Origin of the sequence: Phytohabitans maris, assembly GCF_031085175.1 — a bacterium.
GTDB lineage: Bacteria > Actinomycetota > Actinomycetes > Mycobacteriales > Micromonosporaceae > Phytohabitans > Phytohabitans maris.
In genome coordinates, this window is record NZ_JAVHUY010000011.1 from 82,627 (window position 1) to 103,301 (window position 20,675).

At 72.3% G+C, this 20,675-nt stretch carries 19 protein-coding genes and 1 pseudogene; 10 read left to right on the forward strand and 10 right to left on the reverse strand.

The genetic code is table 11. The features are described from left to right. The gene (locus tag RB614_RS13790; protein ID WP_308712861.1) at nt 1–624 is read right to left on the reverse strand and encodes a mycothiol-dependent nitroreductase Rv2466c family protein; all 624 of its coding nucleotides are present in this window, start codon (nt 622–624) and stop codon (nt 1–3) included. Nucleotides 625–787: 163 nt separating this feature from the next. Between RB614_RS13790 and pepN the strand changes: the two genes are divergently transcribed. From pepN to RB614_RS13805, 3 genes are all read left to right on the forward strand, one after another. Further along, complete coding sequence (gene pepN, locus RB614_RS13795; protein WP_308712984.1) at nt 788–3,325, forward strand: aminopeptidase N; 2,538 nt, start codon at nt 788–790, stop codon at nt 3,323–3,325. Nucleotides 3,326–3,388: 63 nt separating this feature from the next. Then, entirely contained in the window at nt 3,389–3,943 is a 555-nt protein-coding gene (locus RB614_RS13800) for a Uma2 family endonuclease (protein WP_308712862.1), read from the forward strand. 259 nt (nt 3,944–4,202) lie between these two features. Further along, entirely contained in the window at nt 4,203–4,931 is a 729-nt protein-coding gene (locus RB614_RS13805; protein ID WP_308712863.1) for a type IV toxin-antitoxin system AbiEi family antitoxin, read from the forward strand. A gap of 8 nt (nt 4,932–4,939) precedes the next feature. On the opposite strand, the gene nucS is transcribed toward RB614_RS13805, so the two are convergent. Next, nucleotides 4,940–5,599 (reverse strand): endonuclease NucS, encoded by a 660-nt coding sequence (gene nucS, locus RB614_RS13810; RefSeq protein WP_308712864.1) that lies wholly within the window; start codon nt 5,597–5,599, stop codon nt 4,940–4,942. Nucleotides 5,600–5,702: 103 nt separating this feature from the next. Between nucS and RB614_RS13815 the strand changes: the two genes are divergently transcribed. Next, complete coding sequence (locus tag RB614_RS13815) at nt 5,703–6,320, forward strand: DUF4126 domain-containing protein (RefSeq protein ID WP_308712865.1); 618 nt, start codon at nt 5,703–5,705, stop codon at nt 6,318–6,320. A gap of 182 nt (nt 6,321–6,502) precedes the next feature. Here the strand turns inward: RB614_RS13815 and RB614_RS13820 are convergent, their stop codons facing one another. From RB614_RS13820 to RB614_RS13845, 6 genes and pseudogenes are all read right to left on the reverse strand, one after another. Continuing rightward, nucleotides 6,503–7,249 carry an ABC transporter permease gene (locus RB614_RS13820; RefSeq protein ID WP_308712866.1) on the reverse strand — a complete coding sequence of 249 codons (747 nt, stop codon included), beginning with the start codon at nt 7,247–7,249 and terminating at the stop codon, nt 6,503–6,505. A 31-nt stretch (nt 7,250–7,280) separates the two neighbouring features. Then, nucleotides 7,281–7,991, reverse strand: a pseudogene (locus RB614_RS13825) (ABC transporter ATP-binding protein); the annotation flags it as partial. 15 nt (nt 7,992–8,006) lie between these two features. Continuing rightward, on the reverse strand, nt 8,007–8,732 hold the full coding sequence (locus RB614_RS13830; protein ID WP_308712868.1) for a hypothetical protein: 726 nt from the start codon (nt 8,730–8,732) through the stop codon (nt 8,007–8,009). Beyond that, complete coding sequence (locus RB614_RS13835) at nt 8,729–9,604, reverse strand: ATP-binding cassette domain-containing protein (RefSeq protein WP_308712869.1); 876 nt, start codon at nt 9,602–9,604, stop codon at nt 8,729–8,731. The genes RB614_RS13830 and RB614_RS13835 overlap by 4 nt, the downstream gene beginning before the upstream one ends. Then, on the reverse strand, nt 9,601–9,954 hold the full coding sequence (locus RB614_RS13840) for a GntR family transcriptional regulator (protein ID WP_308712870.1): 354 nt from the start codon (nt 9,952–9,954) through the stop codon (nt 9,601–9,603). Before RB614_RS13840 ends, RB614_RS13835 begins: the two co-directional genes overlap by 4 nt. Nucleotides 9,955–10,036: 82 nt before the next feature. Then, a complete protein-coding gene (locus RB614_RS13845) occupies nt 10,037–10,843 on the reverse strand; it encodes a sugar phosphate isomerase/epimerase family protein (protein ID WP_308712871.1) in 807 nt (268 codons plus the stop codon). 145 nt (nt 10,844–10,988) lie between these two features. On the opposite strand from RB614_RS13845, the gene RB614_RS13850 reads away from it, so the two are divergent. From RB614_RS13850 to RB614_RS13865, 4 genes are all read left to right on the forward strand, one after another. Beyond that, on the forward strand, nt 10,989–11,249 hold the full coding sequence (locus RB614_RS13850) for a hypothetical protein (RefSeq protein WP_308712872.1): 261 nt from the start codon (nt 10,989–10,991) through the stop codon (nt 11,247–11,249). A 76-nt stretch (nt 11,250–11,325) separates the two neighbouring features. Beyond that, a complete protein-coding gene (locus tag RB614_RS13855; RefSeq protein ID WP_308712873.1) occupies nt 11,326–12,207 on the forward strand; it encodes a hypothetical protein in 882 nt (293 codons plus the stop codon). Continuing rightward, on the forward strand, nt 12,200–14,797 hold the full coding sequence (locus tag RB614_RS13860; RefSeq protein ID WP_308712874.1) for an FtsK/SpoIIIE domain-containing protein: 2,598 nt from the start codon (nt 12,200–12,202) through the stop codon (nt 14,795–14,797). Before RB614_RS13855 ends, RB614_RS13860 begins: the two co-directional genes overlap by 8 nt. Before the next feature lie 206 nt (nt 14,798–15,003). After that, complete coding sequence (locus RB614_RS13865) at nt 15,004–15,696, forward strand: hypothetical protein (RefSeq protein WP_308712875.1); 693 nt, start codon at nt 15,004–15,006, stop codon at nt 15,694–15,696. Between the two features lie 52 nt (nt 15,697–15,748). Here the strand turns inward: RB614_RS13865 and RB614_RS13870 are convergent, their stop codons facing one another. Further along, nucleotides 15,749–17,740 carry a protein meaA gene (locus RB614_RS13870; RefSeq protein ID WP_308712876.1) on the reverse strand — a complete coding sequence of 664 codons (1,992 nt, stop codon included), beginning with the start codon at nt 17,738–17,740 and terminating at the stop codon, nt 15,749–15,751. A 77-nt stretch (nt 17,741–17,817) separates the two neighbouring features. Here RB614_RS13870 and RB614_RS13875 point away from each other — a divergent pair, with 77 nt between their 5' ends. Together RB614_RS13875 and RB614_RS13880 are read left to right on the forward strand one after the other, a co-directional pair. Continuing rightward, entirely contained in the window at nt 17,818–18,669 is an 852-nt protein-coding gene (locus tag RB614_RS13875) for an ABC transporter ATP-binding protein (protein ID WP_308712877.1), read from the forward strand. Further along, the gene (locus RB614_RS13880; protein ID WP_308712878.1) at nt 18,666–19,463 is read left to right on the forward strand and encodes an ABC transporter permease; all 798 of its coding nucleotides are present in this window, start codon (nt 18,666–18,668) and stop codon (nt 19,461–19,463) included. Before RB614_RS13875 ends, RB614_RS13880 begins: the two co-directional genes overlap by 4 nt. A gap of 304 nt (nt 19,464–19,767) precedes the next feature. Here RB614_RS13880 and RB614_RS13885 read toward each other — a convergent pair whose 3' ends face one another. Then, nucleotides 19,768–20,616 carry a 3-hydroxyacyl-CoA dehydrogenase family protein gene (locus RB614_RS13885; RefSeq protein ID WP_308712879.1) on the reverse strand — a complete coding sequence of 283 codons (849 nt, stop codon included), beginning with the start codon at nt 20,614–20,616 and terminating at the stop codon, nt 19,768–19,770. Nucleotides 20,617–20,675: the final 59 nt, after the last annotated feature.

Genomic DNA, 20,675 nt, shown 5'->3' on the forward strand with positions numbered 1-20,675 from the left:
TCAGTCGAAGACAGGGCTGGCTTCCCGGGTGCGCTTGATCTCGTAGAAGCCGGGGGTGCCGGCCACCAGCAGGACGCCGTCCCACAGCTTGCCGGCCGCCTCACCCTTGGGCGCCGGCGTGATCACCGGGCCGAAGAACGCGATCTTGTTGCCGTCCGGGCCGGGCGCGTGGATGACCGGGGTGCCGACGTCGAGACCGACCGGCTTCATACCGGCGTCGTGGCTGGCCCGGAGCGCCACGTCGTACTCGGTGGAGTCGCCCGCCGCGGCCAGGTCGGGGTCGAGGCCCGCCTCGGCGAGCGCCGCCCGGTACAGCTCCGGCCCGCGCTCCTGCTTGCCAGGGTGGATGCGGGTGCCGAGCGCGGTGTAGAGGTCGCGCAGGACCTGGGGCCCGTACGCCCGCTCGGCCGCGACGCAGATCCGCACCGGCGCCCACGCGGTCTCCATCATCGCGCGGTACTTCTCCGGAAGGTCCCGTCCCTCGTTGAGCACGGAAAGGCTCATTACGTGGAACTGGATGTCGACCGGGCGGACCTTCTCCACCTCGAGGAGCCAGCGGGAGGTGAGCCAGGCCCATGGGCAGATCGGGTCGAACCACATGTCAACTGATGAACGCTCAACCATGCGTTCATCCTGCTCCCGCGGATCCTCGATTGCTCGGTGACCTGGGCCACTCCGGGAACGGTGAGGTTGGCATGACAGACTCGTTCGACGGGCTGTCGACCAGGACCGCTCGATCAGGCTGTCGACGACGACGGCGGAGAGGCAGGAGACGACCGTGGCCGGAGTGCGCAACCTGACCCAGGTAGAGGCGGCCGAACGGGCCCGCCTGATCGAGGTCACCGGATACGACATCACCCTGGACCTCTCCCGGGCCGGCGACGGCGACCAGACCTTCCGCTCCACGACACGGGTGGCGTTCAGCTGCACGGAGCCGGGCGCGTCGACGTTCATCGAGGTCGCGGCCCAGCGGGTGCGCTCCGCCGAGCTCAACGGCCAGCCGGTCGACATCTCCGCCTGGTCCGCCGAAGACGGGCTGGTGCTCAGCGGCCTCGCCGCCGACAACACGCTCGTGGTCGACGCCGACTTCTTCTACTCCGCCAGCGGCCAGGGCCTGCACCGCAGCGTCGACCCGGTGGACAAGGAGGTCTACCTCTACTCCCAGTTCGAGACGGCCGACGCCCAGCGGGTGTACGCCTGCTTCGACCAGCCCGACCTCAAGAGCGTCTACACCTGGCACGCGGTCGTGCCGGCGCACTGGAAGGTGGTCTCCAACGCGCCGGTCGGGACCGTCGCCCCTTCCCCGGACGTCAAGACCGTCCACTTCGAGCAGTCGGTGCGGATGAGCACGTACATCACCGCGCTCTGCGCCGGGCCGTACCACGAGGTGCGCCACCAGCACGACGGCATCGACATGGGCTACTTCTGCCGCGCCTCGATGGCCCAGCACATGGACGACGGCGAGCTGCACACGATCACCAAGCAGGGCTTCGACTACTTCCACCGCAAGTTCGGCGTGCGCTACCCGCTGCCCAAGTACGACCAGCTCTGGGTGCCCGACTTCAACGCCGGCGCGATGGAAAACTTCGGCTGCGTCACGCACGCCGAGGCGCACTACATCTTCCGCTCGCAGGTCACCGACTTCGAGCACGAGCAGCGGGCCAACACGATCCTCCACGAGCTGGCCCACATGTGGTTCGGCGACCTGGTCACTATGCGCTGGTGGAACGACCTGTGGCTCAACGAGTCGTTCGCCGAGTGGGCCAGCCACTGGTGCAACACCAACGCCACCCGCTTCTCCGACGCGTGGACCACGTTCCTGTCCGTGCGCAAGAACTGGGGCTACCGGCAGGACCAGCTCTCCTCCACCCACCCGGTGTACTGCGAGATGCCCGACCTCGCCGCGGTCGAGGTCAACTTCGACGGCATCACGTACGCCAAGGGCGCGAGCGTGATCAAGCAGCTCGTCGCGTACGTGGGCGAGGACGCGTTCCTGGCCGGGCTCCGCTCGTACTTCGGCCGCCACGCCTGGGGCAACGCCACCTTCGACGACCTGCTCAGCGAGCTGGAGGCGGCATCCGGCCGGGAGCTGCGCAAGTTCGCCGCGCAGTGGTTGGAGACCGCACAGGTCAACACCCTGCGCCCGGCCATCTCGCTCCGGCCCGACGGCACGTACGAGTCCGTCTCGGTCCTGCAGGAGGCCCCGCCCGAGTACCCGGTCCTGCGCACCCACCGGATCAGCGTGGGCCTCTACGACGTGGTCGGCGACCGGCTGGTGCGGCGGGAGCGGATCGAGGTCGACGTGACCGGCGAGGAGACGCCGCTTCCCCAGCTCGCCGGCGTGCGGGTGGCCGACGTGCTGCTGCTCAACGACGACGACCTCACGTACGCGAAGCTGCGGCTCGACGACCGTTCGATGGCCACTGTCGTGCAGCACATCGCCGGCTTCGAGTCCTCGCTCCCCCGCGCGCTCTGCTGGGCCGCCGCGTGGGACATGGTGCGCGACGCCGAGCTGGCCGCCCGCGACTACGTGGCGCTGGTCGTGGCCGGCCTCCCCGCCGAGCGCGACATCAACCTGGTCACCGCCACGCTCCGGCAGGCGCAGAGCACGCTCTCGTTCTACGCCGACCCGGCCTGGGCGCCGGAGGGTTGGGCCGCGCTCGCCGGCACCGCCCGTACCTCCGTCGCGGCCGCCGAGCCGGGCAGCGGCTTCCAGCTCGCCTGGGCCCGGGCGTACGCCTCCGCCTCGCGCGACGCCGCCGACCTGGCCGTGCTCCGCGGCTGGCTCGACGGCGTGGGCGTGCCCGAAGGGCTGACCATCGACACCGAGCTGCGCTGGTCGCTGGTGCAGTCGCTGGCCGCCAAGGGCGCGGTGGGCAGCGACGAGATCGAGGCCGAGCTGGCCCGCGACCGCACGGCGAGCGGCGAGCGGGAGGCGGCGTACGCGCGGGCGCTCCTGCCCACCCCCGAGGCCAAGGCCGAGGTGTGGCGGCGGCTCACCGGCCCGGAGGCGCTGCCCAACTGGGAGCACCGGTCGCTGCTCCAGGGCTTCCAGCACCCGACCCAGGTCGCGCTGACCGCCTCGTACGTGGAGCCGTACTTCGCGGCCGTCCGCCAGGTGTGGGACCTGCGCGACAGCGAGCCGGCGCAGGAGTTCGTGATCCTGGCCTACCCGGCGTACCAGGTGAGCGAGGCCACCGTCGCGGCCACCGAAGCCTGGCTGGCCCAGCCGGGGCACCCGGCCCCGCTGCGCCGGCTGGTCGCCGAGGGCAAGGACGGGGTGGTACGCGCGCTCAAGGCCCGCGCCCGGGACGCTCTCGCCTGATTTATTGATCCACTCGCGCGGGGCGGTCGCCTCGGTAGGCTGGCCACGAGGAGGTGGTTCAGCGTGGCACCCCGACTCGAGGCGCCAGGCCGGCCGTGGATGGAGACCGACCTGCGCGCGTTCCCGCGCGACAATCACCGGTACGAGGTCGTCGACGGCGCCCTCCACGTGAGCGCCCCGCTCGACGACGACCACCAGCAGCTGGTCGAGCAGGTCGCCACCGATCTGCGCAGCGCCGTACCGCCCGGCTGGACGGTCACCGGCGGCGTCGGCGTGCGTGCGGGCGGCAGCTACCTCACCCCCGACGTCACGGTGCTCCGCCCGGGCAGCCCCAAGGGCGGCGCCTGGGCCGACCCCGGCGACGTCGCGCTCGTGGTCGAGGTGGAGTGCCCGAGCAGCCGCCGTTTCGACCGGTCCGTCAAGCCCGGCCTGTACGCCGAGGCCGGCATCGAGGCGTTCTGGCGGATCGAGCGCACCAGCAACGGTCCGGTGGCGCACCTCTACAACCGGGCCGCGGCCGGCCACTACGAGCTGCACCGGAGCGTCAACCCCGGGCAGTGCGTGACCGCCGAGCTGCCGTACGCGGTGCAGATCGCGCCGGCGACCTGGCACGCCTAGGAGAGCTCTTCGCCGCGGTCCCGCGCCGCACCCCGCCATCCCGCGGCGGCGACAAGATCTTGAGCTACCGCGGAGCGTTTTCTCAGGGTGCGTTCCCGCGGCCTCACCCTCCGCGATCCCCGGTTCGGCGGACTCCACCGACAGCGGCGAGATAGCACATCCGGGCTTGATCAGGGCGTTTTCCACAGGCGGCCCGGCTGTCCACAGCCAGCCGCCCGGCGCTAGCGCCCATCCCGGCGGCCGGCCGATCCTTTGCGTCATGACCGACGCTCCCCCCGCCGACCTCGACCGGCTACGGGCGGCGGTGCGGGTGCTGCCACCCGCCGCCGTGCTCACCCACCACACGGCCGCGATGCTCTACGGCTTCGGCGTCGTGCCCGCCGACGCGCTGCACGTCACGGTCCCCGCCGGCACCTCGCTGCCTCAGCGGCGGGGCATCGCCGCGCACGGAGCGGTGCTCCCCTTCGCCGACGTGCGCGACGTCCTCGGCCTGCGCTGCCTCGGCCCGGCCCGGTGCGCGGTCGACCTCGCCCGCCAGCTCGGCCGCCTCGACGCGCTGGCCGTCCTCGACGCCGCGCTGCGGGTGGGCGCCTGCACGGCCGAGGATCTGGCCGACGAGGTCGCCCGGCACGACGGGCTGCGCGGCGTGCGCCAGGCCCGCGACCTGGTGCCGCTAGCCGACCCGCGGGCGCGCTGCCGCCAGGAGAGCCACCTGCGTCTGGTCCTGCGCGACGGCCTGCTCCCCGCACCCGAGCCGCAGCTCGCCGTCCGCGACGACAAGGGTCGGGTGCACTGCCACGTCGACCTGGGCTACGCCGAGGAGCGGGTCGGCGTGGTCTACGCCGGCGACTCCCACCTCGACCAGCCCCGGCACAACTGGCTGGAGACCAGGGGCTGGCGCATGCGCTACTTCACCGACGCCGACCTCTACGCCGACCCCGAGCAGCTGGTCCAGACCGTGCGGGCCGCGCTCTACCACCCGCGATGACCGGCCGGCTAAAAGAGCGTGAGCTCGTCGCGCTCGATGCCGCGCAGCTTGTCGTAGTCGACGACCACGCAGCGGATGCCCCGGTCCTCGGCCAGCACCCTTGCCTGCGGCTTGATCTCCTGAGCGGCGAAGATCCCGGCCACCGGCGCGAGCAGCGGGTCACGGTTGAGCAGCTCCAGATAGCGGGTCAGCTGCTCGACACCGTCGATCTCGCCACGGCGCTTGACCTCGATGGCGACCGCCGCGCCCACCGCGTCCCGGCAGAGCAGGTCGACCGGGCCGATCGCGGTCATGTACTCGCGGCGCACCAGGGTGTAGCCGTCGCCCAGCGTGGTCGGGTTGGCCGCGAGCAGCTCCTGCAGGTGCGCCTCGACGCCGTCCTTCTGCAGGCCCGGGTCGATGCCCAGCTCGTAGGAGGTGTCCTGGAAGATCTCCTCCAGCGTGATGCGCAGCTCTTCGCCGGCCTTGTTGACCACCCGCCAGACGCCTGGTGCCTCTTCCAGCCGGCAGGGCGGGCTCATCCAGTTCAGCGGCTTGTAGGCCCGGTCGTCGGCGTGGATCGAGACCGACCCGTCCGCCTTCACCATGAGCAGCCGCGTCGCCGGCGGCAGGTGCGCCGAGAGCCGTCCGACATAGTCCACCGAGCACCGCGCAATCACCAACCGCACCCGGAGAGACTAGCCAAGTGCCCGCGGCGCCGTTCGCAGGCCCGCCGGGCGGGCGGAGCGCGGCGGGCAGCCGGGGTGGCGGTGCGGTGCGATGCTGGGACACGTGTTGGAAGCGCTCACCGGTTCGGGCCTGGCCGCCTCGGCCGGGCTGAACGCGTACATTCCCCTGCTCACGATGGGGCTGCTGGCGCGCTACACCGACCTGATCGAGCTGCCCAGCGGCTGGAGTTGGCTGAGCGACGGCTGGGTGATCACGATCCTGGCGCTGCTGCTCGCGGTCGAGTTCTTCGCCGACAAGATCCCGGTGGTCGACAGCGTCAACGATGTCGTGCAGACCGCCGTCCGGCCGACGGCGGGTGGGCTCGCCTTCGGTGCGGGCTCCAGCTCGGAGACCGTGACGGTGAGCGACCCGGGGCACTTCTTCTCCTCCAACCAGTGGGTGCCGGTGGCGGTGGGCGTGCTGATCGCGCTCGGCGTGCACGGCATCAAGGCGGCCGCACGCCCGGTCATCAACGCGGGCACGGCCGGCATCGGCGCGCCGGTGGCCAGCACCGCGGAAGACGCCACGAGCGTGTTCATGTCGGTGATCGCGATCGTGCTGCCGTTCCTGGTGCTCTTCTTCCTGGTCGCGATGGTGCTCACGTTCGTCTGGGTGCTCAGGCGCCGGCGGGAGCGCAAACGCGAGCGCCAGGCGGCGCGGGCCGCCGGCTTTCGCGTCTGACCAGCCCCGAGGAGACGCGGCCGTCGCCCCCGACACCGCCGCCAAGCCCGCAGCGTGCGCACCGCCAAGCCCGCACAGCCGGCGCCGGGGATCAAGCCGGGGCGGAGCAAGGGCCGAGGGTGGGGCGGCGCCGGGGGACCACTGTCCGGCGACGGCGGCAGCGGGATCAGCTTGGCTGGCCGTCACTCCCAGCGGAAGAACCGGGCGGCGAGTGCGCCGGCCAGCAGCAGGTAGCCGGCCATCACGGCCAGGTGCAGCGCGGACGGAAACGCGCCGCTCCACGCGTCCTGCATTGCCTGGGATGCGGCGCCCAGCGGGGTGAGGTCGCTGGCCCGCCGCAGCCCGTCCGGCATGACCGGGCCGGGAGTCCACACGCCGGCGAAGAAGAGCATCGGGAAGTACACGAGCATGCCGATCCCGGTGGCGGTCTTGGCGCGCGGCGCGACGGCCGCGATCAGCAGGCCCACGGCAAACATGGCCGCCGTGCCCAGCACGAGCGCGATCAGAAAGCCCGGCACCTGCCGGGGCAGGTCGACGCCGAACGCGGCAGTGCCGACCGCGACCGCCAGTGCCACGGCGACCAGCGTGCCGGCGCCGTTGACCAGCAGCTGGGCGCCGAGCAGCCTGACCGGGCCGACCGGCGTGGTGGCGAGCCGGCGGAGCACGCCGCGCTCGCGGTAGGTCGCCAGGTACGTCGGCAGCACGCTCACGCTGGTCGTGCAGATCGCCATCGCCAGCACGATCGGCACGTAGATGTCGATCGGCCGCAGGCCGTCGAGGTCGTCGGTCGCCTCGCGAAAGCCGGGGATCGCGAAGCCGAGCAGGAGCAGCAGCACAGCGGGAAAGGCCACGCCCATGACGACGCTCGTCGTGTCCCGGAGAAAGAGCTTCGACTCCACAATGGTCAGTCGGGTGACTGCGGTGGTCATGGCGCTATACCCCGATCTCGTGGCCGGTGAGGGCCAGGTAGGCGTCTTCGAGCGTGGCCCGGTCGAGGCCGTGCTCGGCCTGGACCTTGGCCACGAGGGCGGCTGGCGTGTCGACGGCGACGGTGCGGCCGGCGTCGATCACGGCGACCCGGTCGCAGAGGCGCTCGGCCTCGTCCATGAAGTGGGTGACCAGTACGACCGTCACGCCCCGGTTGCGGACGCTCTCGATCAGCGCCCAGGTGTCCCGCCGGGCGGCCGGGTCGAGCCCGGTGGTCAGCTCGTCCAGCACGGCCACCTGCGGGTCGCCGACCAGCGCGAGCGCGATCGAGAGCCGCTGCCTCTGGCCGCCGGAGAGGGTGCCGAAGCGGGCGTTGCGCCGTCCGGAGAGGCCGAGCACGTCGAGCAGCTCGCGCCAGTCGGCCGGCTCGCGGTAGAAGGTGCTGTACAGCTCCAGCGCCTCCGACACCCGGATCCGCTCGGGCAGCTCGCTCTCCTGGAGCTGCACGCCGACCAGCTCGCGCAGCTCGGCGCCGTCGCGGTCCGGGTCCTTCCCGAGTACGCGGACCGTGCCGCCGTCGCGCCGGCGCAGCCCGCTCAGCAGCTCGACCGTGGTCGTCTTGCCCGCGCCGTTGGGGCCGAGGATCCCGAAGATCTCACCACTGTCCACTGTGAACGACACGTCGGCGACGGCGACCGTCTCGCCGTACCTCTTGCGCAGGTTGGAAATCTCGATGACCGGCATGGGTCCCTCCCCGTCTCAGCCGGAGACCTTCTTGATGGCGACCGTGCGGATGAGCACGAAGTTGGCAACCCAGGCCACGGCGATGGACGCCACGGCCATGAGCACGCCGACCGCCAGTGGCGGGGGCTCGATGCCCAGGCCGTTGTTGATGGCGTAGCCGAGCCAGAGCGCGTCGAAGCCGATCTCGGTCACGACGGCCGGCAGGACCGTCAGCGGGATGAGGACGATGCCCCACCAGGCGCCCAGGCGGTAGAAGCAGGTGCCCATCAACCACCCGCAGACCAGGTAGACGGCACCGACGAGCAGCTGACCGACGAGCATGGCCAGCGCGTCGGCCATGGAGCGCACGGGGTACGGGTCGGTGAGGTTGCCCATGAGGTCGCGCGCCGAGTAGATCGGGTACTCGATGGCGAAGCCGAGCGTCATGAAGACCGCGTACACGGCGGCGGCCAGCAGGATGTAGAGCGAGGCGCCGAGCGCGAAGTCGCGCCGGGTGACGCCGTTGCCCACGTAGACCGGGAGGTACACCGTCGCCAGCATCACGCCGACGGCCAGCAGGAAGTACTTGGGGGCGGAGCCGCCGGAGGTGGCCCAGATGCTCACGTCCACGTCGCCGACCGCCAGCACCAGGGCGACGATCGCGGCGTAGATGGGGAGCATGATGGCCCAGTAGCCGGCGACCATCAGGAGGCTGGCCCGCGTCTGGGTGCGCGTGACGATCCACGGGGTGTAGGTGCTCATCGCCGCTCCTCCGCGGTCAGGTGGACGAAGAGGTCCTGGAGTCCGACCGGCCCCAGATCGAGGCCGGCGCCCCGGGCACGGCCGCGCTCCTCCGCGGTGAGCTGGCCGTAGATCGTGGTCGAGCGGGTGCCACCCAGCCGCTGGTCGCCCAGCACCGTGCGCCCGGCTGTAAACTCCGCGACCGCGTCGGCCGGGCCGGTGACCGCGACACCCCGGGCGCGCAGGGCTTCCGTGTCGTCGTGTGCCACCAGGCGTCCCTTGTCGATGATCACGACCTCCTCGAAGAGGGAGCCGACCTCCTCGATCAGGTGTGTGGAGATGATGATCGTGCGCGGATGGGCGATGTAGTCGTTGAGCAGCTCGTCGTAGAACGCGTATCGCGAGGGGGCGTCCATCCCCAGGTAGGACTCGTCGAAGATGGTCACCGGCGCCCGCGCGGCCAGGCCGAGCGTGACGCTGAGCGCCGACTTGGCGCCGCGGGAGAGCGCGCCGATCCGCTTCTTGAGGGGCACGTGGAAGCGCTCGATCAGGGCCTGCGCGTACTCCTCGTCCCAGTTGGGGCGCAGCATCCGGGCCATCCGAAACACGCCACGGGCGCAGTCGCCGTCCTGGGCGTCGACCCGGTCGCGGACGAAGCAGATCTGCCGGGTCAGGGCCGCGTTTTCGAACGGCTCGGCGCCGCCGACCAGCACCGCGCCGCTGGTGGCCTTGCGAAACGCGGAGACCGCCGACAGCACACTGGTCTTGCCCGAGCCGTTGCGCCCGAGGAGGCCGTAGATCTTGCCGCCGGCCAGCTTGAGCGTGAGCCCGTCGACGGCGACCGTCTCCCCGTACCGGATGGTGAGGTCCTTGACCTCGACGGAGAGCGTCACTTCGCCCCCTCGATCCGGCGGACGATCTCGTCCAGGGGGATGCCGATCACGCGGGCCTCGGTGATCATCGCGTCGACGACCTCCTCGAAGAAGCGCTCGCGCCGCTCGGTGCGCAGCTTTTCGCGGGCATCCGGGCTGACGAACATGCCGATGCCGCGCCGCTTGTAGAGCACGCCCTCCTCGACGAGCTGCTGGAAGCCCTTGGCGGCGGTGGCGGGGTTGATCCGGTAGAAGCTCGCGTACTGGTTGGTGGACATGACCTGCTCGTCCTCCCCAAGTGCCCCGCTCAGGATGTCCTCTTTGATCTTGTCGGCGATTTGCAGATAGATCGGACTCCGGTCGTCGAACACGGGAGCACCTCAAGGTTCTTAGGTTCATTACTTGACTAATGAACCGTAGCACCGAAGAACCGGCCAGCGCAATCCACCGGGATCAGCGGGAGCGGAGGAACGCGGGGACGGACGCGACCGCCGCGACCTCGTCACCCCGAAGCCGGCACTTGACCGTGAGGAAGCCGTCGTAGCCCACACAGGACAGTGCGGAAAGGACGGACGACCACTCCAGATGCCCCGCCCCGGGCTGAAAGCCGTTGGAGTCGGCGGCCAGTACGTGCCCGACGAGCCGGCCGGCGCCCCGGATGGCGAGAGCCGGGTGGTCCTCCTCGATGTTGAGGTGGAAGGTGCCGACGGCCAGGCCCAGCCCGCCCACGCAGAGTCCCGCCGTGCCGACCGCGCGGATCAGCTCCGCGCCGTGGTCGACGCGGTTGACCATGTGGTCCTCGTACCGGTTGAGTGGCTCCAGGAAGAGCCGCACGCCCTCCTTCTCGGCGTGCCGGCCGAGCTCGGTGAGCCCCTCGACGAGCACGTCGCGGTCCCCCTCCGCGCTGCGCGGCGGGCGGAACGGCGGCAGCAGCGGCGAGAACATCCCGCGCGACGCGGGCGTCACCACGCCCCGCCCGCCGATGTCGGCCATCGCCGACAGCTGCGACTTCACCTGGTCGATCGCGTCCCGGCGCAGCTCGCGGTCGAAGGCGCCGAAGAAGTGCCGCATGTCCACGCTGACCGTCGGGAGGACCACCCCGTCGCGGACCGCGCGGCGCAGCTCGGGGAGGCGCTGGCGCAACGTGTACGCGCCACGGCCGCGCAGCTCGATCGCGTCGTAGCCGACCCGCAGCGCGAACTCCCACTTGTCCTGCAGCCGGTCGCCGGGCAGGAGGTGCTCCAGACACGCGATCTTCACGGGAACCCCCAAAACGGTGGCTCCCCCGAGATTACGCAAATCTGGTAATACGCCGCGTCAGCGACACAGCGTGAAACCCGGACGATCCCGTGCTACTAGGACAAATACGGATAGGATTGCCCCGTTTGTCCGTCAAGGGGGTCAAGTGGCAAGCGTCGCCGAGGTGAAAGCGGCCATCGATGCCGCGATGCAGCACGTGCAGGAGGGCCAGGAGGCCGTCCGGGCGGCCAACGAAAAGCTCGGCGAGGCGCAGCTCAGCCTCGCCGCTGCGGTCGAGGGCAGCGGGCACGAGTCGGTCACCTCCGCGCAGGCCGCGCTCGCCCAGGCCGCCACCGAGCTCGACGACTGCCTGACCGCCACGCTGGGCGCGATGGAGCAGGCCCAGCAGTACGCCGCCGCCCTGTAGAGATCATGAGCGAGCGAATCATCGGGCTCAGCGCATCTGGTGGCTCGCGGCCGCCCGCAGCGAAGCGAGGACGGCCGTGAGCTCACTTCTGCACGCGCTGGCGTACCGGATCCAGGAGGTCGGCGAGGAGCTGCCGGTGGGGCAGGTGGCCACGGCCGCCGACCGGTTGCGCACCGCCAATGGGCTGCTCGCCTGGGTGATGCGGGCCAGCGCGACGACCGCGCCGCCGCCCGCGCTCACCGCCGCCGGCGAACACCTCGACCACGCGGCGGGCGCACTGCTCGCCGCCCGGGAGGCGCTGGCCGGCTACCTGGTGTCGATCGGGCTGCCGCGCGACGCCGTACCCCCGCCGGACCGGGACTGGCACGCGGCGCTGGCGCCGGCCGCGGCCCGGCGACCACCCGCGAACGCCGGGCCGCCGGCCCTGACCCATTTCTGGTCCGACCGGGTCGACGAGCTGACTGAGCGATCAGGCAGCCGGCCGGAGCGGGGCGCGGAGTCCACCGTGGACCTGCTGCACCGCTGCGCCCGGACGGTCCCGGACGAGGACCGCGCCCGGCTGCGCCGGGAGTTGGCCGCGGTGGACCCGGCCGTGGGCCTGGCACTGTCCGCGGTGGCACCGGCGCCGCTGCGGTTTCTCGCCGCCGAGATGCTCGGCCACCCACCCTCCAAAGAGGACCTTTCCCGGGTACGCGAGGCGCTGCTCCCCCGGGTCCGCAAGCTGCTGCCGGCCGTGGACGACGTAGTGGTCGACGAGTTGCTCGCCCGCGCCTGCCACGCCCCGCCGCCGCAGCGCGAGGAGGGCGAGCGCACGCACCCGGTCGACGCGGCGGTCACGGCGGCCGTCCTCGTGGGCGTCCTGCTGCGGGTCACCGGGCGGGAACCGGACGAGCTGGCCGCGGTGACCGAGGAGCTGCGCCGCGCCGGCGAGCGCGAGGAGAAGGAACGCCGTGGCTAGCGTCCGTCAAGGGGTCGTGGCCGGGGTCCGGCGAGACCTGGCCGTGGCGCGCGGGCTGACCCGGGCGGCGCTGAGCGCGGCCGAGACGGCGCGGGACGAGGCACGGCGCCACCGGGACGAGGCGCTCGCCCGGCACGGCGAGCGGCTGTCCACTCTGGCCACGGCGCGCGAGGCGGCCCGGAACGAGATCCGCGCGCGCTTCGACCAGACCGCGGGCGCCGTCGTCGAGGACCTGGCCGCCGTGGCCGCCTCCTGCGCACCCGGTGCGGCCGGCGCGTCCTGGCGGACGTGGCGCCCCACCGAGCCGGAACGGGGAAGGCGCCCCGGCCTCTTCCGGATCGGTACGCTCGGGCAGGAGCCGGCCGCGGCCACGATCCCGGCTCTGGTACCGCTGCTCGACCACGCCCACCTCTCGTTCACCGGCGATCCGTCCACAGTGGATGGCGTGATCGCCGGCCTGCTCCTGCGGGTGCTCGGCAGCACGCGCCCCGGCGAGGTACGGCTCACGGTCTACGACCCGGAGCAGCTCGGCGGCAGCCTCGCCGGCTTCGCGCCGCTGGGCAACGCCGACCTGCTCACGTTCGTCGGGCCGGGCGGGCTGACCGCGATGCTCGACGACCTGGTGGAGCAGATCCGGCGGATCAACGAGAGCGTGCTCGCCGGCGAGTACGCGTCGCTGGCCGAGCTGACCGCCGCCACCGCCGCCCGCCGCCCCGAGCCGTGGCGGCTCGTGGTGCTGCTCGGCGACGCGGCCACCGCCGCCGACCTGACCGCCGGCCAGCGTGCGCAGCTCGACCGGATCGTGCGCACGGGCGTGGCCTGCGGCGTACACGTGCTCGCCCGCGGCCTGCCGATCGAGACGCATCCCACCGTGGAGCGCGTCGCCGTGTCCGGGGGCACCGCCGCCTGCGGCGCCACCGGGGTCCTGCCGGTCCGCCTCGACCCGCCGCCGGCCGCCGACCGGGTCGCTGCCGCCTGCCGGGAGCTGGCCGAGCTGCTGCTGGCCGGGCCGCCGGCGGCGCGCTTCGCCGACCTGGCCCCGGAGAAGCTCTGGACCGAGTGCTCGGCCACCGGGCTGGCCGCCCCGCTCGGCGACGGCCCGGACGGCGAGTTCGTCGAGGTGCTGCTCGGCGACGACCCGCCGCACGCCCTCATCGGGGGCCCCTCCGGCTCCGGCAAGACCAACCTGATCTACGCCTGGCTGGGCGCGCTGACCGCCCGGTACTCCCCCGACGAGCTGGCCCTCTACCTGCTGGACTTCAAGGAGGGGGTGTCGTTCGCGCGGTTCGCGCCGGGGCGGCGGGACCCGAGCTGGCTGCCCCAGGTGCGGCTGGTCGGCGTCAACGTCAACGGCGACCGCGAGTTCGGGCTGGCGCTGCTGCGCCACCTCGGCGAGGAGCTGCGCCGCCGGGCGCACGCCGCCAAGCGCCACGAGGCCACCAAGCTCGCCGAACTGCGCGCCGAGGACCCGAGCGGCCACTGGCCCCGGATCGTGGCGGTGATCGACGAGTTTCAGGTGCTGCTGGCCGGCCGCGACGCGATGGCCACCGAGGCGGTCGGCCTGCTGGAGGACCTGGCCCGGCGCGGCCGCTCGCAGGGCATCCACCTGGTGCTCGCCTCGCAGGACGTCTCCGGCATCGAGGCGCTGTGGGGGCGGTCGGCGCTGGTCGCCCAGTTTACGCTCCGGATCGCGCTGCCCAAGGCCCGCCGCATCCTGGCCGACACCAACCTCGCCGCCGATGTGATCCCCCGCTTTCACGCGGTCGTCAACGCCGACTCCGGGGTGCCCGACGCCAACCGCATCGTGCGCCTCCCCGACGCCAGCGACCGCGGCGCTTGGCGGGCGCTCCAGGAGAAGCTGTGGCACGCCCGCCCCGAGGGCCTTGAGCCGCCCCGCCTCTTCGACGGCGACGCGGTCCCGTCGTACCCCGAGGAGCTGTCCGCGGACGGCGCGGTGCTCGGCGAGACCATCGACGTACAGCCGCGGCCCGCGGTCGTCCGGCTCGCCCGCGCGCCCGGGCGCAACCTCGCCGTACTGGGCACCCGGGTCGAGGAGGCCTGCGCGGTCCTGGGCGCCGCCGGCCGCTCACTGGCCACAGTGGACGACGATGCGCGGTTCAGCGTGGTGTGCCTGGACGACGACGCCTCCCCGGCGGCCGGCCTGCTGCACGCCGCCCTGCCCGGCGCCGGCTGGTACGACGACGCCGGCGCCGCCGCCGAACTCCTCGCGCAGCTGGCCGACACTCCCACCGGGCCGCCGCACTACGTCATCGGGTACGCGTGGGACGCCGCCGCCGGCCGCCTTCCGGCGCTGCGCGAGCTCCTGGCCCGTGGGCCGGAACGGCACGTGCACGTGCTCGGCTGGTGGCGCGGCGTCACCCGGCTCCGCGACGACCTCGGCGGGGTGGGCGCCCGCTTCGACGCGGTCGGCGCGTGGGTGGCGCTGGACGTACACGGGTCGGAGCTCTCGCCGCTCTCCCCCCAGCCGGGCGGGCCGTCCTGGTACCCCCGCCCGCACCGCGCGCTCTTCTTCGACCGGGCGGTCCACCGCGCACCGGAGGTCATCATCCCGTACGAGGTGGGCAGATGAGCGCGTTGGGAGCCTCGTGGCCGCCCGCAGCGAAGCGAGGACGGCCATGAGCGAGCGCAGCGAGCGAATCATCGAACTCAGCGCGTCTGGAGCCTCATGGCCGCCCGCAGCGAAGCGAGGACGGCCATGAGCGAGCGCAGCGAGCGAATCATCGAACTCAGCGCGTCTGGAGCCTCATGGCCGCCCGCAGCGAAGCGAGGACGGCCATGAGCGAGAGCGAGTACCGGCGGCTGGTCGGAGCGCTCGCCGCGGCCGCCCGGGAGCGGGACGCGGCGCTGGCCACCGCCGAGCGCGGCTACCAGGACGGTGCCACCGAAGCGGCAGCGGCACTGGCGCGGGCGCAGGCCGCGACCGTCGAGGCCGAGCGGCGGGCCAGTGCGGCCGCCGCCGCCGTGGTCGACGTGGACCGGGAGGCGGGCCGCGTCTGGGACGAGCTGCGCCGGGCCGGAGGGCTCTGGGCGCGGCTCCGACCGGTCGGCGAGCTTCCGCTGCCCGCCCCCGTGGACGGTGTACCCGCCGAGCGGGCCGGGGCGGATGCCGTCGCCCTGATCGAGACCGCCGCGAAGCGGATCGACCAGCTGCGGCCCGGTGCGCCGCGGGCCCCGCTGCCGCGGTGGCTGCTGCCGCTGCTGCCGCCGCTCGGCGCCGCCGCCGCGACCATGACCGGGCTGGTCGCGGGCGGGCTGGTCACGCTGGCACACCTCGACTCCGAGCTGTCCTGGCCGCTGCGGCTGCTGGGCTGGGTGACGTTCCTGCTCGCCCCGTTCACCGGCCTGCCGCCGGCGGCGCTGTGGGTGGGGCGGCAGTTCGGCAGCCGTCTGGACGCCGGGGCCGCCGGGCTCATCGTGCTCGGCGGGATGGCGGCGAGCTGCGGCCTGTCGCTGCTCTTCGCCCGCTGAGCCCGCGAGGCAGGCCGGACAGCCGCCGGCGGGGCAGCTCGTAAGCCTGGGGTCACGGCAGGCCGTTCGCCGACCGGACCACCGTGACGAGTTCGTCCATGATGGACGTCAGTGCGAAGTCGCGCGGCGTGAAGACCCTCGCCACGCCGGCCTCGCGGAGCTTGCTCGCGTCGGCGGGCGGGATGATGCCACCGACGACCACCGGCAGGTCCGCGCGGCCGGCGGCCTTCAGCCCGTCCAGCACCGCGGGTACGGCGGCCAGGTGCGAGCCGGACAGCACCGACAGCCCCACGATGTCGACGTCCTCCTCGACGGCGGCCGCCACGATCTGGCCCGGGGTGAGGCGGATGCCCTGGTACACGACCTCGAAGCCGGCGTCCCGGGCGCGTACCGCGATCTGCTCGGCGCCGTTGGAGTGCCCGTCGAGGCCGGGCTTGCCGACCAGCAGGCGCAGCCGGCCGGTGCCGAGGTCGCGCGCGGTCCGGCCGACCCGCTCCCGCACCCCGGCGAGCGTGGGATCCTCGTGCACGGCCGCCGAGGCGGAGAGGCCGGTCGGCGCCCGGTACTCGCCGAACACCTCGCGCAGCGCGCCGGCCCACTCGCCGGTCGTCACCCCGGCACGTACACAGTGGAGGGTTGCGGGCATCAGGTTGCCGGTGCCGGCGGCGGCCGTGCGGAGGGCGGCCAGCGCGGCGTCCACGGTGGACTGGTCGCGGCCGGCCCGCCAGGCGCGCACCGCGTCCGCCGCCGCCCGCTCGGCGGCCGGGTCGACCTGCTCGATGGCCTCGGCACCGGAGGCGGTGAGCGGCGACGGCTCCGTCTCGGTGAAACGGTTGACGCCGACCACCACGTCGGAGCCGTCCTCCAGCCGGCGGCGGCGCTCGGCGAGCGAGGCGACCAGGGCGCTCTTGAGGTATCCGGTCTCCACGGCGGCCACCACGCCGCCCAGGTCGAGTATCTTGTCGAGCTCCACCCGGGCACCGTCCACGATGGAGTCGACGAGCGCCTCGACCACCCGGGAGCCGTCGAAGAGATCGGGGTACTCCAGCAGGTCCGACTCGTACGCCAGCACCTGCTGCATACGCAGCGACCACTGCTGGTCCCACGGGCGGGGCAGGCCGAGCGCCTCGTTCCAGGCGGGCAGCTGCACCGCACGCGCCCGGGCGGTACGGGAGAGGGTCACGCCGAGCATCTCCAGCACGATCCGCTGCACGTTGTTTTCCGGCTGGGCCTCGGTGAGGCCGAGCGAGTTGACCTGCACGCCGTACCGGAAGCGGCGCTGCCGGGCATCCCGCACCCCATAGCGCTCGCGGGTCAGGTCGTCCCAGAGCCGCGCGAACGCCCGCATCTTCGCCATCTCCTCGACGAAGCGCACGCCCGCGTTGACGAAGAACGAGACCCGCTGCACGACGTCGCCCATCCGCTCCGGCGCGACCTGACCGCTGTCGCGCACCGAGTCGAGGATCGCGACCGCGGTGGCGAGCGCGAAGCCGACCTCCTGCACCGGCGTGGCGCCCGCCTCCTGGAGGTGGTACGAGCAGACGTTGACCGGGTTCCACTTAGGAGCGTTCGCCACCGTCCAGGCGATGGTGTCGGTGGTGAGCCGCAGCGACGGGCCGGGCGGGAAGATGTACGTGCCGCGGGAGAGGTACTCCTTGACGATGTCGTTCTGCGTCGTGCCGGTCAGCGCGGCGGTGGGCGCGCCCTGCTCCCGCGCCGCGACCACGTAGAGCGCGAGCAGCCACATCGCGGTCGCGTTGATGGTCATCGAGGTGTTCGCCTCGGCGAGCGGGATGCCGTCGAAGAGCGCCCGGGCGTCGCCGAGGTGCGCCACCGGCACACCGACCCGCCCCACCTCACCGGCCGCGAGCTCGTGGTCGGGGTCGTACCCGGTCTGGGTCGGCAGGTCGAAGGCGACCGAGAGGCCGGTCTGGCCCTTGGCCAGGTTGCGCCGGAAGAGCGCGTTGGTGGCGGCCGCCGACGAGTGCCCGGCGTAGGTGCGCATGACCCACGGGCGGTCGCGCTCGGGAAGGCGGCTCTCCATGCGAGCAGTCTAAGTTACCGTTCAGTCACAAGAGTCGGTGAAAAACCGCACAGGGCCGTCCGCCATAGTGTTTGCCCATGGGGAACGATCTCGCGGTCTCGGTAAAGGGGCTGCGTAAGGCGTACGGCCGCACGGTCGCGGTCGAGAGCCTGGACCTGGACGTACGGCGGGGCGAGGTCTTCGCGCTGCTCGGCCCGAACGGGGCCGGCAAGACCACCACGGTGGAGATCCTGGAGGGGTACCGCAAACGGGACGGCGGCGAGGTCACCGTGCTCGACCACGACCCGGCCCAGCCGACGGCCGAGTGGCGGGCCCGGGTCGGGATCGTGCTGCAGGGCACCGGGGAGTTCGAGGAGCTGACGGTCGGCGAGCTGGTACACCACTTCGCGGCCTTCTACCCCAAGCCCGACGACCCGGACGAGGTGATCGCGCGGGTCGGGCTGAGCGACAAGGCGAAAGCCCGTACGGTCGGGCTCTCCGGCGGGCAGAAGCGGCGGCTGGACGTGGCGCTCGGCATCGTCGGCCACCCCGAGCTGCTCTTCCTGGACGAGCCGACGACCGGGTTCGACCCGGAGGCGCGGCGGGAGTTCTGGCAGCTGATCCGGGAGCTCAACGCCGCCGGTACCACGATCATGCTGACCACCCACTACCTGGACGAGGCGGAGGCGCTGGCCCAGCGGGTCGGTGTGATCGCCGGCGGCCGGCTGGTCGAGGTGGCCGAGCCGAGCCGGCTGGGCAACCGGCAGAGCGCGCCGGCGACCGTCTCCTGGCGTACCCCCGATGGGTCTGTCGAATCGACGGCGAGCGACACGCCGACGGCGCTGGTCACCGAGCTGGCCGCGCGCTTCGGCGGCGAGGTGCCGGGCCTGACCGTCACCCGCCCCACCCTGGAGGACGTCTACCTGCGGATGATCGGAGCCGGGTCGTGACCACGTCGAGCGTCGAGCTGGCCCGGCGGCAGGGCGTGCTGGAGCTGAGGCAGTTCACCCGCAGCCGCGAGGCCGTCGTCTTCACGATGGCGTTTCCGGTCATCATGATCCTGATCTTCGCCTCGATCTTCGACGACGAGATCGCGCCGGGCGTCAACTACACCCAGTACTTCATCACCGGCATGATCGCGACCGGCCTGATGACGGTCGGCTTCCAGAGCCTGGCCATCCAGATCCCCATCGAACGGGACAAGGGCGTGCTCAAGCGCTTCCGGGGGACGCCGATGCCGAAATGGGTGTACTTCGCCGGCAAGGTGCTCATGGTGGCCGGCATCGGCGTGGCCGAGGTCGTGCTCCTGCTGGCCATCTCGATCGGCTTCTTCGACCTGGAGGCGCCGGCTTCGATGGGGAAGTGGCTCACGTTCGCGTGGGTGTCGATCCTGGGGCTGAGCGCCTGCACGCTGTGCGGCATCGCGTTCTCGTCGGTGCCCCGAAACGCCCGCGGCGCCACCGCGGTCGTGACCCCGGTGGCGCTGGTGCTGCAGTTCATCTCGGGCGTGTTCTTCGTCTTCACCGACCTGCCGACCTGGATGCAGCAGGTCGCCGCGATCTTCCCGCTGAAGTGGATGTGCCAGGGGCTGCGCTCGGTCTTCCTGCCCGACTCGTTCGCCGCGGCGGAGCCGGCCGGGAGCTGGGAGCTGGGCAAGGTCGCGCTGATCCTGACCGCCTGGTGCGTGGTCGGGCTGGTTCTCTGCGTCCGCACCTTCCGCTGGTCGGATAAATACAGCCGGTGAAATGAAGCGGGGCCCCGGTCCGCGACAGTGGCGGACCGTTTACGCGGGGTCCCCGGGGAAACGTGGAGCGCAGCGGAGCGTTTTCCTGGGGTGCATTCCCGCGGGCAACGCGGAGGTCGACGGCGAGCTGGCGCTCGCCGAAACCCCCGACCTCCGCTGCCGGCTCCGCGCGACAGGCCCAAGCGCTCGCCGCCCGCGGCGGCCAGGGACCGCGACCAAACGCGAAGGGTAAGGCGGCGGGAGCAACGGTCCAGACCACGACGGGCGTCGCGGTAGCTCAAATCTTGATCTCGGATTTGGCCCCTCAGTAGTCGTAGAAGCCCTTCCCGCTCTTGCGGCCGAGGTCGCCGGCGGTGACCATGCGCTGGAGCAGCTCGGGCGGGAAGAACTTCTCGTCGGCGGTGTCGGTGTAGATGTTCTTCGTGGCGTGCAGCAGCACGTCGACGCCGGTCAGGTCGGTGGTGGCGAGCGGGCCCATCGCGTGGCCGAAGCCGAGCTTGCAGGCGGTGTCGAGGTCTTCCGGCGAGACCACGCCCGACTCGACGAGCTTGACCGCCTCGACCACCAGCGCGGCGATCAGCCGGGTGGTCACGAAGCCGGCGATGTCGCGGTTGACCACCACGCAGGTCTTGCCGATCTCCTCGGCGAAGGAGCGGGCGGTGGCCAGCGTGGCGTCCGAGGTCTTGTACCCGCGAACGAGCTCGCAGAGCTTCATCATCGGTACCGGTGAGAAGAAGTGCGTGCCCACCACCGACTCGGGCCGCTCGGTGACCGCCGCGATCTGGGTGACCGGGATCGCGCTGGTGTTGGTCGCCAGCACCGCCTCCGGCCCGCAGATCTTGTCCAGCTGCCGAAAGACCTCCTGCTTGACGTCGAGCCGCTCGAAAACCGCCTCGACCACGATCTCCGCCCCCGCCGCCGCCTCCAGGTCGGTCGTGGTGGTGATGCGGCCCAGCGCGGCCTCGACGTCGTCCGGCTGGATCGCGCCCTTGCTGGCGAACTTCTCCAGCGACTTGCGGATCCCCGCCACGCCCCGGCCCGTCGCCGCGTCATCCAGGTCACGGAGAGTAACTTCCCAACCGGCCTGCGCCGCCACCTGGGCGATGCCCGAACCCATCAGACCGGCCCCGATGACCGCCAGTCGACCCGCCATGCTCACACTCCTCACTCGTCGCTGCGTACGCATGGATGCTAAACGACCATTCAGGATGA

What these genes read in the sequence shown, in the direction of transcription:
- RB614_RS13865 (WP_308712875.1), top strand. Translation starts at nt 15,004, where the DNA reads ATGAGCGAGAGCGAGTACCGGCGGCTGGTCGGAGCGCTCGCCGCGGCC.
- RB614_RS13820 (WP_308712866.1), bottom strand. Translation starts at nt 7,249, where the DNA reads ATGACCACCGCAGTCACCCGACTGACCATTGTGGAGTCGAAGCTCTTT.
- RB614_RS13830 (WP_308712868.1), bottom strand. Translation starts at nt 8,732, where the DNA reads ATGAGCACCTACACCCCGTGGATCGTCACGCGCACCCAGACGCGGGCC.
- RB614_RS13885 (WP_308712879.1), bottom strand. Translation starts at nt 20,616, where the DNA reads ATGGCGGGTCGACTGGCGGTCATCGGGGCCGGTCTGATGGGTTCGGGC.
- RB614_RS13805 (WP_308712863.1), top strand. Translation starts at nt 4,203, where the DNA reads ATGACCGACGCTCCCCCCGCCGACCTCGACCGGCTACGGGCGGCGGTG.
- RB614_RS13790 (WP_308712861.1), bottom strand. Translation starts at nt 624, where the DNA reads ATGGTTGAGCGTTCATCAGTTGACATGTGGTTCGACCCGATCTGCCCA.
- RB614_RS13875 (WP_308712877.1), top strand. Translation starts at nt 17,818, where the DNA reads ATGGGGAACGATCTCGCGGTCTCGGTAAAGGGGCTGCGTAAGGCGTAC.
- RB614_RS13870 (WP_308712876.1), bottom strand. Translation starts at nt 17,740, where the DNA reads ATGGAGAGCCGCCTTCCCGAGCGCGACCGCCCGTGGGTCATGCGCACC.